This is a genomic window from Microbacterium sp. STF-2 (assembly GCF_034650155.1).
In the GTDB taxonomy this organism is placed as follows: Bacteria; Actinomycetota; Actinomycetes; order Actinomycetales; family Microbacteriaceae; genus Microbacterium; species Microbacterium maritypicum_A.
Genome location: NZ_JARKMW010000001.1, coordinates 2,147,294 through 2,162,593, shown reverse-complemented (window position 1 = coordinate 2,162,593; position 15,300 = coordinate 2,147,294). Strand labels below are relative to the sequence as shown.

The 15,300-nt window shown below is 69.4% G+C and carries 13 protein-coding genes; 8 read left to right on the top strand and 5 right to left on the bottom strand.

The features are described from left to right. Nucleotide 1 precedes the first annotated feature (1 nt). Genes MicroSTF_RS10420 through speB form a run of 3 tightly spaced genes read left to right on the top strand, consistent with a single transcriptional unit; the run spans nucleotide 2 to nucleotide 4,288 of the window. Nucleotides 2-1,669 (top strand): amidohydrolase, encoded by a 1,668-nt coding sequence (locus tag MicroSTF_RS10420; RefSeq protein ID WP_021201676.1) that lies wholly within the window; start codon nucleotides 2-4, stop codon nucleotides 1,667-1,669. A 10-nt stretch (nucleotides 1,670-1,679) separates the two neighbouring features. Then, nucleotides 1,680-3,296, top strand: coding sequence for a thiamine pyrophosphate-binding protein (locus MicroSTF_RS10415; protein WP_322955392.1), 1,617 nt, complete (start codon nucleotides 1,680-1,682; stop codon nucleotides 3,294-3,296). A 44-nt stretch (nucleotides 3,297-3,340) separates the two neighbouring features. Beyond that, nucleotides 3,341-4,288: an agmatinase gene (gene speB, locus MicroSTF_RS10410; RefSeq protein WP_021201678.1), complete on the top strand. Its 948-nt coding sequence runs from the start codon at nucleotides 3,341-3,343 to the stop codon at nucleotides 4,286-4,288. A 151-nt stretch (nucleotides 4,289-4,439) separates the two neighbouring features. Here speB and MicroSTF_RS10405 read toward each other — a convergent pair whose 3' ends face one another. After that, nucleotides 4,440-5,417 (bottom strand): serine protein kinase RIO, encoded by a 978-nt coding sequence (locus tag MicroSTF_RS10405; protein WP_322955388.1) that lies wholly within the window; start codon nucleotides 5,415-5,417, stop codon nucleotides 4,440-4,442. Between the two features lie 304 nt (nucleotides 5,418-5,721). Between MicroSTF_RS10405 and MicroSTF_RS10400 the strand changes: the two genes are divergently transcribed. Continuing rightward, complete coding sequence (locus MicroSTF_RS10400; RefSeq protein ID WP_322955386.1) at nucleotides 5,722-6,918, top strand: MFS transporter; 1,197 nt, start codon at nucleotides 5,722-5,724, stop codon at nucleotides 6,916-6,918. A gap of 30 nt (nucleotides 6,919-6,948) precedes the next feature. Here MicroSTF_RS10400 and MicroSTF_RS10395 read toward each other — a convergent pair whose 3' ends face one another. Further along, complete coding sequence (locus tag MicroSTF_RS10395; protein ID WP_322955384.1) at nucleotides 6,949-7,866, bottom strand: AraC family transcriptional regulator; 918 nt, start codon at nucleotides 7,864-7,866, stop codon at nucleotides 6,949-6,951. A gap of 117 nt (nucleotides 7,867-7,983) precedes the next feature. Here MicroSTF_RS10395 and MicroSTF_RS10390 point away from each other — a divergent pair, with 117 nt between their 5' ends. Beyond that, nucleotides 7,984-8,445, top strand: coding sequence for a DUF3817 domain-containing protein (locus tag MicroSTF_RS10390; protein WP_322955382.1), 462 nt, complete (start codon nucleotides 7,984-7,986; stop codon nucleotides 8,443-8,445). A gap of 27 nt (nucleotides 8,446-8,472) precedes the next feature. Here MicroSTF_RS10390 and MicroSTF_RS10385 read toward each other — a convergent pair whose 3' ends face one another. The 3 genes from MicroSTF_RS10385 to MicroSTF_RS10375 all read right to left on the bottom strand — a co-directional run bounded on the left by MicroSTF_RS10385 (nucleotide 8,473) and on the right by MicroSTF_RS10375 (nucleotide 11,087). After that, nucleotides 8,473-9,132: a hypothetical protein gene (locus MicroSTF_RS10385; protein WP_322955380.1), complete on the bottom strand. Its 660-nt coding sequence runs from the start codon at nucleotides 9,130-9,132 to the stop codon at nucleotides 8,473-8,475. Between the two features lie 65 nt (nucleotides 9,133-9,197). Continuing rightward, complete coding sequence (locus MicroSTF_RS10380; RefSeq protein WP_029264782.1) at nucleotides 9,198-10,148, bottom strand: NAD(P)/FAD-dependent oxidoreductase; 951 nt, start codon at nucleotides 10,146-10,148, stop codon at nucleotides 9,198-9,200. Between the two features lie 138 nt (nucleotides 10,149-10,286). Continuing rightward, nucleotides 10,287-11,087: a MerR family transcriptional regulator gene (locus MicroSTF_RS10375; RefSeq protein WP_322955377.1), complete on the bottom strand. Its 801-nt coding sequence runs from the start codon at nucleotides 11,085-11,087 to the stop codon at nucleotides 10,287-10,289. A 178-nt stretch (nucleotides 11,088-11,265) separates the two neighbouring features. Here MicroSTF_RS10375 and MicroSTF_RS10370 point away from each other — a divergent pair, with 178 nt between their 5' ends. The 3 genes from MicroSTF_RS10370 to MicroSTF_RS10360 all read left to right on the top strand — a co-directional run bounded on the left by MicroSTF_RS10370 (nucleotide 11,266) and on the right by MicroSTF_RS10360 (nucleotide 15,298). After that, nucleotides 11,266-12,558: an HNH endonuclease signature motif containing protein gene (locus MicroSTF_RS10370; protein WP_322955376.1), complete on the top strand. Its 1,293-nt coding sequence runs from the start codon at nucleotides 11,266-11,268 to the stop codon at nucleotides 12,556-12,558. 215 nt (nucleotides 12,559-12,773) lie between these two features. After that, a complete protein-coding gene (dnaK, locus tag MicroSTF_RS10365; protein ID WP_021201687.1) occupies nucleotides 12,774-14,639 on the top strand; it encodes a molecular chaperone DnaK in 1,866 nt (621 codons plus the stop codon). A gap of 2 nt (nucleotides 14,640-14,641) precedes the next feature. Then, nucleotides 14,642-15,298 carry a nucleotide exchange factor GrpE gene (locus MicroSTF_RS10360; RefSeq protein ID WP_021201688.1) on the top strand — a complete coding sequence of 219 codons (657 nt, stop codon included), beginning with the start codon at nucleotides 14,642-14,644 and terminating at the stop codon, nucleotides 15,296-15,298. Nucleotides 15,299-15,300 lie beyond the last annotated feature (2 nt).

The window sequence follows — 15,300 nt, the reverse complement described above, 5'->3', positions numbered from 1 at the left end:
CATGAGAAAGCTCACCCCCTTCGACCGCTCGGCCCAGACGGCACCCGTCCTGCTGACCGCGCACGCGATCCACACGGCAGATGTCGCGGCCTCCACCGCCACGGCGATGCTGACCGATCGCGGGCGGATCCTCGCGATCGGCACCCTCGCCGACTGCGAGGCCGCGGCCGAGCGGGGTGGGCTCTCTCCGGAGCGCATCGACCTCGGTGACGGGGTCGTGGTCCCCGGCTTCGTCGACGCCCACGCGCATCCGCTCATGTTCGGGCAGATGATGAGCTGGGTCGACTGCGGGCCCGAGAAGGCCGGCAGCATCCCCGAGATCGTGGCCCTGCTGAAGGCCGCGGCTGCCGACCTGCCCGCGGGGCGCCCGGTGCGCGGCTACGGCTACGAGCAGCGCAACCTCGCCGAGAAGCGGCATCCCACCCGCTTCGAGCTCGACGAGGTCGCCGCCGACCGCGAGGTGTACCTCATGAACGCCTCCGGCCACGGTGGGGTCGTGAACTCGCACACCCTCACGATCAACGGCGTCGACCGCGACACCCCGAACCCCGACGGCGGTGAGTTCTTCCGCGATGCCGAGGGCGAGCTGACCGGCGAGCTGTCGGATGCCGCGTGCAACATCCTCACCGGAGTGCATGGCGTGAAGATCGGCCACCACGGTCCGAACTTCCACCTCGCCGACGAGCCCGAGGAGCACCTGCGCCAGCTGGACGCCGCGACCCAGCGGTTCCTCGCCGGCGGGGTCACCTCGATCGGCGACGCCCAGGTCACGCGCCGCGAGTTCGACATGTACCTGCGACTCGCCGAGGCCGGGCGCCTGGAGCTGCGGGTGTCGATGTACCTGCTCTCGCACCTGCTCGACGAGGCGCTCGAGATGGGGCTCGTCGGGCAGTTCGGCAACGCGCACCTGAGCTTCGCCGGCATCAAGTTCTATGCCGACGGCACGCTCGGTGGCTGGACCGCGTACTTCCCCGACGGCTACGTCGGCGACCCGTGCCGTACCGGGCAGCTCTACCACGAGCCCGCCGAGTACGCGGGGCTCATCAGCAAAGCGCACGCCGCGGGGCTGCAGACCGCCACGCACGCCCAGTCGCCTACCGCGATCGAGATGGTCGTGTCGGCGATCGAGGCCGCGCTCGCCGAGCATCCGGATGCCGACGCCCGCCACCGCATCGAGCACTGCGGCCTGCCCACGCCCGAGCAGATCGAGCGGATGGCCCTCTCCGGAATCCGTCCGGTCAACCAGACCCAGCACTACTTCAACTGGGGTGAGGGCGTGGAAGAGGCCATCGGCACCCCGGGCGAGCGCTTCAACCCGCTGGGAGAGTTCGAGCGGGCGGGTGTGCCGTTCACCATCTCGTCGGATGCTCCGGTCGCCGAGCCGATCCCGCTCGAAGCCATCCAGACCGCCGTCACCCGCGTCACCCGCCGCGGACACAAGCTCGGGCCGGACGACCTGCGGGTCTCCGCGCTCGCGGCCCTGCGCGCACACACGATCGAGGGTGCCGTATCGATCGGGCGCGAAGACGACCTGGGTTCGCTCGAAATCGGCAAGTACGCCGATTTCGTGGTGCTCTCCGGCGACCCGCTGGTCGTGCCGGCCGAGGAGATCTCGGCGATCACGGTGCGCGAGACCTGGGTCGACGGCACGCGTCGTCACCGAGTGTGAGGATGACACGATGAGCACCGACACCACGACGGCAGGGCAGTACGCCGACACCGCAGGGCGAGCCGTGCTGGAGACGATCCGCGCCTACGGCGTGACCGCGATCTTCGGCATCCCCGGCACCCACAACCTCGAGCTCTACCGGCCGCTCGCCGACCTCGGCATCCGCGCGGTCACGAACCGCCACGAGCAGGGGTCGGGCTACGGGGCCGACGGTTGGGCGCAGCATACCGGCCTCCCCGGCGTCGTCATCACGACCTCGGGCCCCGGACTGCAGAACGCCATGAGTGCGATCGGCACGGCGTTCTGCGAATCACGGCCGCTCATCGTCCTCTCACCGGGGGTGCCCCTCGGTGCGGAGTTCGCCGACGTGGGCACCCTGCACGAGACGAAGGACGCCACGGCCATGGTCGGCGCGATCGCCGAGTGGTCTCGTCGCGTGACGAGCGCCCCCGAGGCCGTCGAGGCCGTCCATGATGCGTTCGCGCTGTTCCGCACCGGCCGTCCTCGTCCCGTGCACATCGAGATCCCGCTCGACGTGCTGGAGGCTCCGGCCGATGTCTCCGCCGAGGCGCGGCGACCGCGCCCGGTGCCGACCCGGGTCTCCGGGGAGCCGACCGCGCTCGCCGAGGCGGCCCGTCTGCTCGCCGACGCGAAGACCCCGGTGATCGTCGCCGGTGGGGGAGCGGTGGATGCCGCGCACGAGGTCACGACCCTCGCCGAGCGACTCGGCGCCCCGGTGCTGACCACGCTGAACGGCAAGGGCGTCGTCGATGAACGGCACGCGCTCTCGCTCGGTTCGAACCTGCGTCTCGCCGCGGCCCGTGCGGTCGCGGAAGACGCCGACGTGCTGCTCGTGGTCGGCTCGAAGCTCGGTGAGGCCGAGCTGTGGGCACCGCGACTCGAAGCCCGTGGAACCGTGATCCGCATCGACATCTCACCGGCGCAGCGCGACAAGAACCTCGCCGCGACCGTCGGGATCACGGGCGATGCGGCCGCCGTTCTGGAGGCGCTGCTGACGTCCCTCCCCGCCGAGACCCGCCCGCCGCGCGACCTCACGGCCGAACGTGCGGCGATCGACGTCGAGATGCGGGAGACCGCACCCGAGACGGTCGCCCTCGCCGAGATCATCGCCGACGCCCTGCCCGACGACGCGGTCGTCGCGGGCGACTCGTCCCAGATCGTCTACATGGCGCTGGGCAGCGTGCTGCGGGCGGCCCATCCCCACTCTCTGCTCTACACCCCCACCTACGCGACCCTCGGCTACGGCCTGCCCGCGGCGATCGGCGCACGGGTCGCGCAGACCGAGCACCCGGTCGTGACCGTGATCGGCGACGGCGCCCTGATGTTCTGCGTGAACGAGCTGGTCACCGCGGTCGAGCAGCGCCTCGATGTCACGGTCGTGTGCGTCGACAACGGCGGGTATGCCGAGATCCGGCAGAACGAGGTCGATCGCGGCATGGCCCCGATCGGCGTCGACCTGATGCAGCCCGACTGGGCGGCGCTCGCGACGGCCTTCGGGGCGACCGGCCGCCGCGTGGAACGGCGCGACGACATCGCGTCGAGCATCCGCGCCGCGATCACCGCCGGGGGCGTGCAGCTGGTGCACATCCCGCAGCACGCCCTCTGAGCCCCACTGACCCTCCAGATCACCCCGACGAACAGGAACGAGCAATGACCGAGAACGTGGGCCCCATCGACGCGTCCGTGAACCCCCGCTACTCCGGCATCGCGACCTTCGCGCGCCTGCCGCGCATCGAAGACGTGCCCCGTGCCGACATCGCGGTCGTCGGCATCCCCTTCGACTCCGGCGTCAGCTACCGGCCGGGCACGCGGTTCGGTCCGTCTCACGTGCGCGAGTCGTCGCGCCTGCTGCGGCCGTACAACCCCGCGCAGGATGTGTCGCCGTTCGCCATCGCGCAGGTCGTGGATGCCGGTGACATCCCGGTCAACCCGTTCGATCTGACCGAGGCCGTGACCGAGGTCGAGCGTGCGGCGCTGGCCCTCGGCGAGCAGGTGCAGCGTATCGTCACGATCGGCGGCGATCACACGGTGGCGCTGCCACTGTTGAGGGCGGTCGCCGCGAAGCACGGTCCGGTCGCGGTCCTGCATTTCGACGCCCACCTCGACACGTGGGACACCTACTTCGGGGCTCCCATCACGCACGGCACCCCCTTCCGCCGGGCGAGCGAGGAGGGACTGATCGACCTCACCGCCAGCTGCCACGTCGGCACCCGCGGACCCCTGTACTCGAAGCAGGACCTCGAGGACGACGAGCGCCTGGGCTTCTCGATCGTGTCGAGCGAGTACATCGAGGAGCACGGGGTCGAGGCCGGCATCGCCCGCATCCTGCAGCGCATCGGCGACAAGCCGCTGTACGTGTCGATCGACATCGACGTGCTCGACCCCGCTCACGCACCCGGTACCGGCACCCCGGAGGCCGGTGGGCTCACCAGTCGCGAGCTGCTGCGGATCCTGCGCGCCCTGAAATCGCAGAACATCGTCGGGGCGGACGTGGTCGAGGTCTCGCCCGCCTACGACCATGCGCAGATGACCGGCATCGCCGCGAGCCACGTCGTCTACGAGCTCGTGACGCTGCTGGCCGCCCGCCTCGCCGCCTGACGTCGCAGCTTCTGCCGCTCGCATCCGTCCCGCCCCTCCGACCCGCGGGCCGGTTCCGGTCGCGGTTCCTGCCGCGCCGCACGCCGCCGGGCGGCAACAACTGCGACCGGAACCTCCCGGATGCGACCGACACCCTCCCGGAGGCGACACCTCACGTGTACGACGCGGCGAGCATCTCGGCGAACAGCTCCTCGGGGTCGCAGTCGACGCGGCGGCGGGTGAACCAGTCGCAGATGTTCACGCAGTCGCGGTGCAGCAGGCCGAGCCCCTGCGGGTTCGCGATAATGTCGACGATCTGCGGCAGGTCGATCACCCGCACCCGCCCGTCGTGCACGAGCAGGTTGTAGGCCGAGAGGTCGCCGTGGGCGAAGCCGGCTGCGGCGAAGATCCGCATCAGGTCGACGACCTGCGCGTAGTAGCCCTGCAGCTCGGCGCGGTCGGCGCGCACCTGGGCCAGGCGGGGCGCGGCCGCGCCGTCGGCGTCGCCGAGGAACTCCATCAGAACCTCGGTGCCGTTCACCTGCACGGGATACGGCACCGGGGCACCGAGCTCCCACATCCGGCACAGCGCCTCGAACTCGGCGAACGACCACTGCGCGGCGGCCACCTCGCGACCGTGGTCGGACTTCTTGGCGAGGGCCCGTGCATCACGGGTGTTCCGTGTGCTGCGGCCCTCGGTGTAGACGGATGACCGGTGGAAGCTGCGGTGTTCTGCGCTGCGGTAGCGCTTCGCCGCGAGCAGCGTGTGCTGCGAGGGATCGCCCGGCACCGCACGTTCGAGCAGGAACACGTCGGCCTCCTTGCCGGTCTTGAGGATGCCGCGCTCGGTGTCGAGTGCGCCCGCCGAGGTCACGACCCACTCCGGCCACGGCTCGGGGCCGCGCTCGGACGGGGTGATCGCCGGCCAGGTGGACCAGCGCTGGCCCTCGCCAGGATCGACGTCGGCGAAGGAGAGCTCGGTTTCGAGGGCGTCGAAGGACGAAGCGTCGAAGGGTGAAGCATCGAAGGACGTGGCGTCGAAGGACGGGGCGTCAGAAGCAGGGGGATCGAAGGAGGAAGCATCGAAGGAGGGGCTGACGGGCGTTGCGTCCGAGGACGCGGCTTCCGAAGAAGCGAAGAGATCAGACAAGGTGTTGCTCCGGGAGCAGGAGGCCACACCAGGATCAGGAGCGGGCGGCCTCGAAGGGAAGATGGTCGGCGGAGAGCTCGACAAAGACGGTGTTCATGTCCTCGGCTCCTTCCGCTCGGGCTTCCCGGGCTCGTCCCGGTGCGTCGTCGAGCCTAGGGCGTTCGCGGCGGGCTTGTCTAGACCCGCGGACGTTCGCCCCGTCGGTAGTTCCGTCGAGGGTTCGGCCCGACGCGCCCGGACGAATGGTCGGGTGCCGCGGACGACCGGTCGGGCGACGCCGTCCCGATCCTGCGAACGTGGAACCATGACCACGACCGCCCCCGTTCCCACCCTGCCGTCCTCCGCAGCGTCCCGTATCCGCTACGGCGGGCTCATCGTGCTGATGCTGATGGGCTTCCTGCTGGTCACGGCCGAGTTCCTGCCCAACGGCGTGCTCACCGAGATGGCCGACGGGCTCGGGGTCACCCCGGGTCAAGCCGGACAGACCGTGACCGTGACCGCGCTGGTCGGACTCGTGGTCGCACCGACGGTCGGACTCATCTTCCCGCGCCTCGACCGCCGGTCGCTGCTGGTGTGGATGGCGCTCGCCGCCGCGGTGTCGAACCTCATCGTGGCGATCGCGCCGAATCTGATCATCGTGCTGCTGGCGCGCTTCCTGCTTGGGGCGGCGATCAGCGCGTTCTGGGCGATGTCGATCACGGTCGCTGCACGTCTCGCGGGACCGGCGAACCTCGGCCGCGGTGTGATGTTCACCTCGGCCGGCGTCTCGCTGGCGACCGTGGCCGGCGTACCGCTGGGCGTCATGCTGAGCGAGCTCGTCGACTGGCGGATGGTCTTCGCCATCGCGGGTGTGCTGATGGTCGTGCTCGCGGTCGTCCTGCGGTTCGCGCTGCCGTCGGTGCCGGCGGAACGGGCATCGAGCCTGCGTCTGCTCGTCGACACCCTGCGCCGTCCCGGCATCGGTCTCGGCATGGTCGGGCACGTGCTCGTCGTGCTCGGGCACTTCCTCGCCTACACGTACGTGCGTCTCGCGCTGGAGCGCATCCCGGAGGTCGACGCCTCGACCATCGTCGTGCTGCTCGCGCTGTTCGGCGTCGGCGGCCTGCTCGGCAACATCACGATCGGCCTCGTCATCGACCGCACGTTCGCCTTCTTCGCAGTGTTCGCGCCGCTGGTGATCGCGGTGTCCGTCATCTCGATGATCCTGTTCTCGGGGTCGGTCATCGGCGTCGGCATCGTCGTGCTGGTGTGGGGCTTCTTCTTCTCGTCCTGGCTGATCGTCGCCAACACCTGGGTCGGGCACCGCATGCCCGATCGGCTCGAAGCCGGCGGCAGCCTCGTCGTGGTGGGCTTCCAGGGGGCGATCACGCTCGCGGCCGGCATCGGCGGACTGCTCGTCGACACGCTGAACGTCGAACTGGTCTACGTGATCGGCGCCATCTCGCTGCTCGCGGGCGCGGTGCTCTTCGGCGCCTCGAACCGCGTCAGCAGCAGGGGCTGAGAGGGCTCGGAATCTTTCCGGCGGGATCTTTCAGGCGGGGACAGGAGTGCGGTTCGCGAGCCGCCAGGCGGAGGGGGTCTGTCCGGTGCGGCGTCGGAACGCCCGACTGAACCCTTCATCCGAGGCGTAGCCGAGTTCGCGGGAGACATCCGAGACGCTCCGTCCGGCGTCGAGCATCCGCTTGGCCGCGTCGACGCGAACTTCGGTCACGTAGTCGGCGGGCGAGCGACCGACGGCGCTGCGGAACCGCTCGGCGAACGTGGAGCGCGACATGGCTCCGATGCCGGCGAGGCGCTCGACCGTCCAGTCGCGGCCGGGCTCCTCGCGGATGGCGTCGACGACCCGGTCGAGGAAGGGGTCGTTCGACAGCGACGGCCAGCCCGAGGGAGCGCAGCCGTTCGCAGCCCAGGCGCGGATGACCGATAGCAGCACCGTCGTCGCCATCATGCGGCAGATGATGGGATCGCCCTGGCGGGCGGGCTTCAGGGTGTGGTCGATCACGCCCATGTTCAGGGCGAGGGCCGCGGCGGCCGGCTCCACGGTGTCGAACCCGGTGACGGTGAGGAAGGGCGGCAGCAGTGCGGGCAGCGGCGACGCCGCATCCGCGAGTTCGATATCGGCGATCATGAGGCTCGTGGTGCTCGCGGCCTCGAGGACGAACGCTGAGCGGCCGATGGTCAGGAAGGCGTCGCCCGCGACCAGCACGTCATGCCGGTTCTCCGGGGTGGAGGGGCGCGTCTTCCAGTCCGGGTCGACGTCGAGTCGGCAGCCGTCGCCGAGCGGAGGGTGCCCCAGGACTCCGCCCTCCACGACGTAGACCAGCGTGATGGCACCGGCAGGGATCGGCAGCAGCGCTCCCGCAGCGAGAGAGGTGCGCCGGCCGATGCCGACGCGGAGGTCGACGGCGCCGAGCACGTTCGAGAGCGCGTCCGCATCCACTGTCACCATGCCTTCGGCAACATCGCGAGGCGGTGAGCTATTCCACTGCCGGCGGGGTCAACCGTTCGATTGATTCGAACGAGATGTCCGGCGGATACGGTGGAGGGACCCCACCCGAGGAGTACCGTGTTCCGCACACCCGACCGTCTGTTCCGAGTTCTCGCGATCGCGGAGGCGATCACCTGGACGATCCTGATCGCCGCGATCATCGCCCGCGCCGTCGGCGCTCCGGGGATCGTGGTGACCGTGGGCGGTGGCATCCACGGGTTCGTGTTCCTGTCGTACGCGGCGACGGCGATCCTGGTCGCATTGAACCAGCGTTGGCACGTCGGCGTCGGCGTGCTCGCCGTGGCCAGTGCCATCGTCCCCTACGCGACGATCCCGATGGAGATCTGGCTGCATCGCACCGGTCGACTCGCCGGCGACTGGCGCCTCGATGCGACGGACGACCCGCGGGATCGCCGCTGGTACGACCAACTGATGCGCTGGTTCCTGCAGCGGCCATGGGTGCTCGCGCTGTTGCTGGTCGTCGGCATCGTCGCGCTGTACGTCATCCTGTTGCTGATCGGCCCTCCGGGCGGCAAGTGAGTCCATGCGGTCGCGCCGCCGCTGCGCTCAGGGAGTGACGACGACCGCGTTCTCCTCGTTGATCGCGGCCATCGTCGCCTCCGCATCCGCGGCGGTGCAGTCCACGATCACCGACAAGCCGACTCCGGTCTGAGTGAATGCGCGCGCGGCCATGAGCCAGGTGCGGCTGCCGTCCACGCCCACCACCTGGCGCATCTCGACGCCCCCGCTCCCGCCGGCCATATAGCTGAACTCGCCGGTGGTCGCGAGCGCGGTGACCTCGCTGGTCGGAGTCTGCAGCAGCACACCGAGGATCGCATCGGATGACGCGCTGTCGTCCCCGGCGACCACGGGCACGTCGGTCGTGTACCCCTGCCAGAACCGTGCTGTGCAGGTGCCGTCGACCGTGCCGTAGGTCCAGCCGCCGTTGCCGTCGTCGGGTGAGACCGTCTTCCACCCGTCGTCGGCCATGAGCCCGTCGCCCCATTCGATGTAGGTGTCGTCGGCGAGATCGAGGCCTTTGGCGAAGGTCAGGGTCGAACCGGGCGCCTCGTCGACGGGTGCATCGGTCTCCGTGCTCGGCGAGGTGGCGTCGGACGGCGATGTCGCGGGGATCTGCGCGTACAGGCATCCGCTCAGCGAGAGCACTCCCGTGACAGCGATCGCGGTGGCGGCCAGGCGCAGGGGGATGGAGGAGGTGCGCGTCATGCGGGCCAGCCTAGCCCCGCGCCCCGCGCCCCGTCCTCGACTCCCGTGCCGTCCTCGACTCCTGCTCAGTGGGCGGTGGCGATGCCGATCGAGTCGTGCACGATCACCGCGGCGACCCGAGCGCCGGCCCCTGCCGCCACGATCAGCTGCTGCGGACCCGGTGCCGCGGCATCCCCTGCGGCATAGAGTCCCGGCACGTCGGTGCGACCGGAGCGGTCGGTGAGCAGGTGCCCGGCATCGTCCGTCGCCGGGGTGATCCCGTCGAGGAAAGCCAGCGTGGTGTCCCACTCGGGGCGCACGAAACCGCCGTCGACGCCGACCGCGGTGCCGTCGGCGAGGCGGATGGCTTCGAGCTGGCCTCGGTCGCCCACGAGCTCGGCGATGGGAGCCCGATGCACGGAGATCCCGACGGCTGCGAGGGCAGCCTCCTCGTCCGGTGTCACGGAGTCTGCGCCGTGGGTGAAGACGGCAAGGTTCTCGGTCCAACGGCCGATGAGTCGCGCGCGATCCGCGAGGTCCGCGGTCTCGCCGATGAGGGCGAGTCGGCGTCCCTGCAGCTCCCACGCATCGCAGGCGGCGCAGCTGAACAGACTCATGCCGTAGTAGCCGCGCAGGTTCGGGACATCCGGGAGCGTCTCGCGCAGACCGGTGGCCAGCAGCGTCGTGCGGGCGGTCACGGTCGCCTCGGTCTCGCGCCGTCCGATGTCCGCCGCGAACCCGCCGGCCGCGGGGCGGAGAGCGGCCACGCGGGTCCGTGATCTCACCTCGACGTTCGGGTAGGCCGCGAGCTCTGCCCTGGCGAGGCGACGCAGTTCTTGAGGCGGGATGCCGTCGCGGGTCAGGAATCCGTGCGATCGCAGCGTGGCCGCGTTGCGGGGACGATCGGCGTCGATCACGAGCACGCGCGCGAGGGCGCGGCCGAGGTTGAGCGCAGCGGAGAGGCCGGCGGGTCCGCCACCCACGACGAGCACGTCGTAGTCGGCGGGCTCGTCCGCTCTCGGTGTGAGTGATGTCATCCGCGTGGTCCTTCCGAGAAAGGGGCGGATCCATCGCTCGGCGTCTGCCGAGGCGACGCCGCCGGGCGGCCGGTAAGGCGCGCCTTACTTTCATCCTGCCACTGTTCGGCTGACCGGGTCGGTGCCTTCCGGCCCGACCTACCCGCGCCGCACGGGCTGCTGCAGTTCGGTGACCCAGTCGGACTGGTCTTCCGAGACGGCGCGCACGTAGAGCTCGCGGCAGGGGCCGTCGTGGACCAGACCGCGGGCGAAGATCTCGGTGTGGATCGACTGCCAGCTCTCGGCGATGCGATCCATCGAGCCGAGGTGGATGCCGCACACGGCGCCCGCCGCCGCCGGGAGCTCGATGATCTCGAACCCATCCTGTGCGGGGCCGGTGTAGGCGTATCCGGCGATGACCTGCAGGCCGTCGTCGAGCGTCTCGTACTCGGCGATCGGGGTGGACAGGGAGTGCTGGTCGCCGATGATCTCCGCCACCGCGTCGAACGCGGGTCCGACCACCCCCGCGACCGCCGGCTGATCGGCGACGATCGTGCGGATGGCCGCGAGGCGGACGGCGGGGAGGGGCTTGTCGACGATCTCGATCTGAGACATGTGATTCTCTCTTTCGATGAGGTGGAGGCGCCTCTCCACGTCGACGAGTCTCTCCGCGGCGATCCGATGCTCCTGCTCGACCTCTGCGCGACGGATCCGCAGCAGGGCGGCGATGCGCTCGGCATCGACACCCCGTTCGAGGATCGTCGAGATGTCGTCGAGCCCGAAACCCAGCTGGCGCAGGGCGACGATCCGATGCAGCCGTTCCAGCTGCGAGGGATCGTAGGAGCGGTAGCCGCTGAACTCGTCCACGTGGGCGGGCACGAGCAGGCCGGCGGTGTCCCAATGCCGGAGCATCCGATGGGTCACCTGGCCGACCTGCGCGAACGCTCCGATGGACAACATGTCTCAGTTCTCCCGTCTGCCACTGTGTCAGGGTCAAGTATCACGTCAGGGGAGGGGCGGGCGCGGATGCGGTCTCTCCTGACGCCGCATTCTCCGGCTCCGGACCGCATTCCGATATATCGTTTTCAGCCGCTGATCTGGGCCTTTGAATGTCGGTGGCTCCTGGTTCACTGACGGTATGACGGCACTGGCGGATGCGACTCTCGAGCAGGTGGGGGCGCTCGCCGCGCTCACCGAGATGCTCGTCGAGGTCGAGCGCACGATCAGCAGTCTGCAGGCCGCGCGCGACGGCATCCTCGCAGTGGGCTCGCGGCTCGCGCTCGACGTCGCCGCGCAGGCGGAGCATCCCGATCATGGGGAGATGACGGCGCGCACCGTGGCCGCGGAGTTCGCCGCGGCGCTGCGTGTGAGCGACCGCACGGTGCAGCGCCGCATGGCGGATGCGGCGTGGGTCGTGGAGCGCTTCCCGCTGGTCTGGGAAGCGCAGGGCGCCGGGCGCATCAGCGCGGCGCACGCCAGGGTCGTGTGCGAAGCCGGCGAGCATCTCGACGAGGCGGCGGGCCGCGATGCCTACGCGACGCAGATGGTCGCCTTCGCGGAGAGCGAGTCTCCTGGCAGGGTCGCGCGGATGGCGCGACGCGTCGCCGAACGGTTCCAGGCGCGATCGGTCGATCAGCGGCACGAGGATGCGCGGGAGCAGCGGTCCGTGTGGATCAAAGACGTCGACGACGGGATGACGCAGCTCGGGCTGCTCGGTCCCTCCGCGCTGGTCCACGGTGTCTTCGAGCGGCTGACGCAGATGGCCAAGGCCACGCAGGAGCAGCCGGTCGCGGAGGGGGTTGCGACCGAGGATGCGGAGGCGGATCCTCGCACCATCGCGCAGATCCGCGCCGACCTGGCCCTCGATCTGCTCCTGTCCGGCGCACCGGCAGGACATGACGCGCCCGAGGGGCTCCTCGCGGCGATCCGCGGATCGGTGTCGATCACCGTTCCCGTCACGACCCTGATGGGAAGCGGCACGACCCCGGCCGAGCTGAACGGCCGGACCCCGATCGACGCGCCGACCGCCCGCAGGTTGGCTGGCGCGGCATCCGGGTGGGATCGGATCCTCACCCACCCCGTCACCGGAGCAGTCCTCGCGGTCGACCGTTATCGTCCGAGTTCCGACCTGAAACGGCATCTGAGCGCCAGGGATCAGCGCTGTCGTTTTCCCACCTGCGGGTACGCGGCCGTCGACTGCGACATCGATCACCATCGGGATGCCGCGCTCGGGGGAGCCACCGCCGAAACGAATCTCGGTCACCTGTGCCGACGTCATCACGTGCTCAAGCATCATTCGCCATGGGCGGTCGAGCCCCTCGGCGGCGGGATCTACGCCTGGACCAGCCCGACCGGCAAGGTCTACATCGATCGGCCGCCGCCGCAGAACACCGTCACCTTCGCCGAGGATCATGGGGTTCCGCCGTTCTGAGTGACGGTGCCGCTGCCCGTGTGGGACGGTGCTGAGCGACCGGTCTGAGTGGCCGCGCTGCTTCCAGGTGGGGGAATCGCAAACTTGAGCCCGTTCATATCAAGTTCATTTGACACTCGAGCGACCTCTCGTTACACTTGAGTCATCGCGACTCAGGTTTCCTGATCGCCGCAGATTTCCGAACCACAACGAACTTCCAACAAAGGAGAGAACACATGGCACGTGCTGTCGGTATCGACCTCGGAACCACCAACTCCGTCGTCAGCGTCCTCGAGGGTGGCGAGCCCAAGGTCATCGCCAACGCCGAGGGCTTCCGCACGACCCCCTCGGTCGTGGCCTTCACCAAGGACGGGGAGGTGCTCGTCGGTGAGACCGCGAAGCGCCAGGCCGTCACCAACGTCGACCGGACGATCGCTTCCGTCAAGCGCCACATGGGCACCGACTGGAGCTTCGACGTCGACGGCAAGAAGTGGACGCCGCAGGAGATCTCCGCGCGCATCCTCATGAAGCTCAAGCGCGACGCAGAGGCGTACCTGGGCGACACGGTGACCGACGCGGTCATCACCGTCCCCGCGTACTTCAACGACGCCGAGCGTCAGGCCACCAAGGAGGCCGGCGAGATCTCGGGCCTCAACGTCCTGCGCATCATCAACGAGCCGACCGCGGCCGCGCTGGCCTACGGCCTCGACAAGGGCAAGGAAGACGAGCTCATCCTGGTCTTCGACCTGGGTGGCGGAACGTTCGACGTCTCGCTGCTGGAAGTGGGCAAGGACGACGACTTCTCCACGATCCAGGTGCGCGCCACCGCTGGCGACAACCGCCTCGGTGGAGACGACTGGGACCAGCGTCTCGTCGACTACCTGATCAAGCAGTTCAAGGAGACCACGGGCGTCGACGTCTCGGGTGACAAGATCGCCCTGCAGCGCCTCAAGGAGGCCGCGGAGCAGGCGAAGAAGGAACTCTCCTCCTCCACGTCGACCAGCATCAACCTGCCGTACCTGTCGCTGACCGACTCCGGCCCGGTGTCGCTGTCCGAGACCATCACCCGCGCGAAGTTCGAGGACCTCACGAAGGACCTGCTCGACCGCACCAAGAAGCCGTTCGAGGACGTCATCCGCGAAGCCGGCATCAAGGTGTCCGAGATCGACCACATCGTGCTCGTGGGTGGATCGACGCGTATGCCTGCGGTCGCCGAGCTCGTCAAGCGCGAGACCGGCAAGGACGCGAACAAGGGCGTCAACCCGGACGAGGTCGTCGCCGTCGGCGCGGCTCTCCAGGCCGGTGTCCTCAAGGGTGAGCGCAAGGACGTTCTCCTCATCGACGTCACCCCGCTGAGCCTCGGCATCGAGACCAAGGGCGGCATGATGACCAAGCTCATCGAGCGCAACACGGCCATCCCGACCAAGCGCAGCGAGACCTTCACCACGGCAGACGACAACCAGCCGTCCGTCGCGATCCAGGTCTTCCAGGGAGAGCGTGACTTCACGCGCGACAACAAGCCGCTCGGCACGTTCGAGCTGACGGGTATCGCACCGGCGCCCCGTGGCATCCCGCAGATCGAGGTCACCTTCGACATCGACGCCAACGGCATCGTGCACGTGTCCGCTAAGGACAAGGGCACGGGTACCGAGAAGTCGATCGTCATCTCCGGCGGCTCGTCGCTGTCGAAGGAAGACATCGAGCGCATGGTGCGCGAGGCTGAGGAGCACGCAGCGGAGGACAAGGCGCGCCGTGAGGCCGCCGAGGTCCGCAACCAGGCCGAGACCCTCGCGTACTCGATCGACAAGCTGATCACCGAGAACGACGACAAGCTGCCCGAAGACGTGAAGACCGAGGTCAAGGCCGACGTCGACGCGCTCAAGACGGCGCTGGCCGGCGAAGACGACGAGGCTGTGAAGACCGCGTTCGACAAGCTCAACCAGTCGCAGTCCAAGCTCGGCGAGGCCATCTACGCCTCCTCGCAGGCGGATGCCGCTGCCGGCGCTTCGGCTGACGGCGAGGCCCCGACCGGTGACGCTCCCTCCTCCGATGAGGACGTCATCGATGCCGAGGTCGTCGACGATGAGGACGAGAAGAAGTAATCATGACGGACAAGAACTTCGACGAGAACCAGTTTCCTGAGTCCGCCGAAGGTCGCAGCGAGGGGTCGGATGCTCAGGCATCCGGCCCCGCGCCGCACCACCAGGACTCCCGTGAAGCGGCAGCCGCCGAGGGGTCGGACGAGACCCCCGTCGACGGTGCGCCGGACGACCTCACGGTCGACGACATCCTCGGCGCCACGCAGACCGGCGAGGCCGCGGCGGAAGACGCCGTGCTCGCCGACCTGGAATCCACGCTGCTGAACGACCTCAAGCGCCTCCAGGCCGAGTACGCCAACTACCGTCGCCGCACCGAGGAGCAGCGCCAGGTCGAGAGCGAGCGCGCGAAGGGCGAGGCCGCCAAGGGTCTCATCCCCGTGCTCGACGACCTCGACCGCGCCGCCCAGCACGGCGATCTCGTGGAGGGGACTCCCTTCGCCGTGATCGCCGACAAGGTGCGGCTGGTCGTGGAGCGTCTCGGAGTGGTCGCGTACGGCGAGAAGGGCGAGGAATTCGACCCCCAGCGTCACGAGGCCATCTTCCAGCAGCCGACTCCCGGCGCCGAGAAGACCACCGTGCTGGAGGTCGTCGAGGTGGGCTACCGCCTCGGTGATGTCGAGTTGCGCCCCGCGAAGGTCGTCGTCGCCGTCCCGGAAGGGTAGGT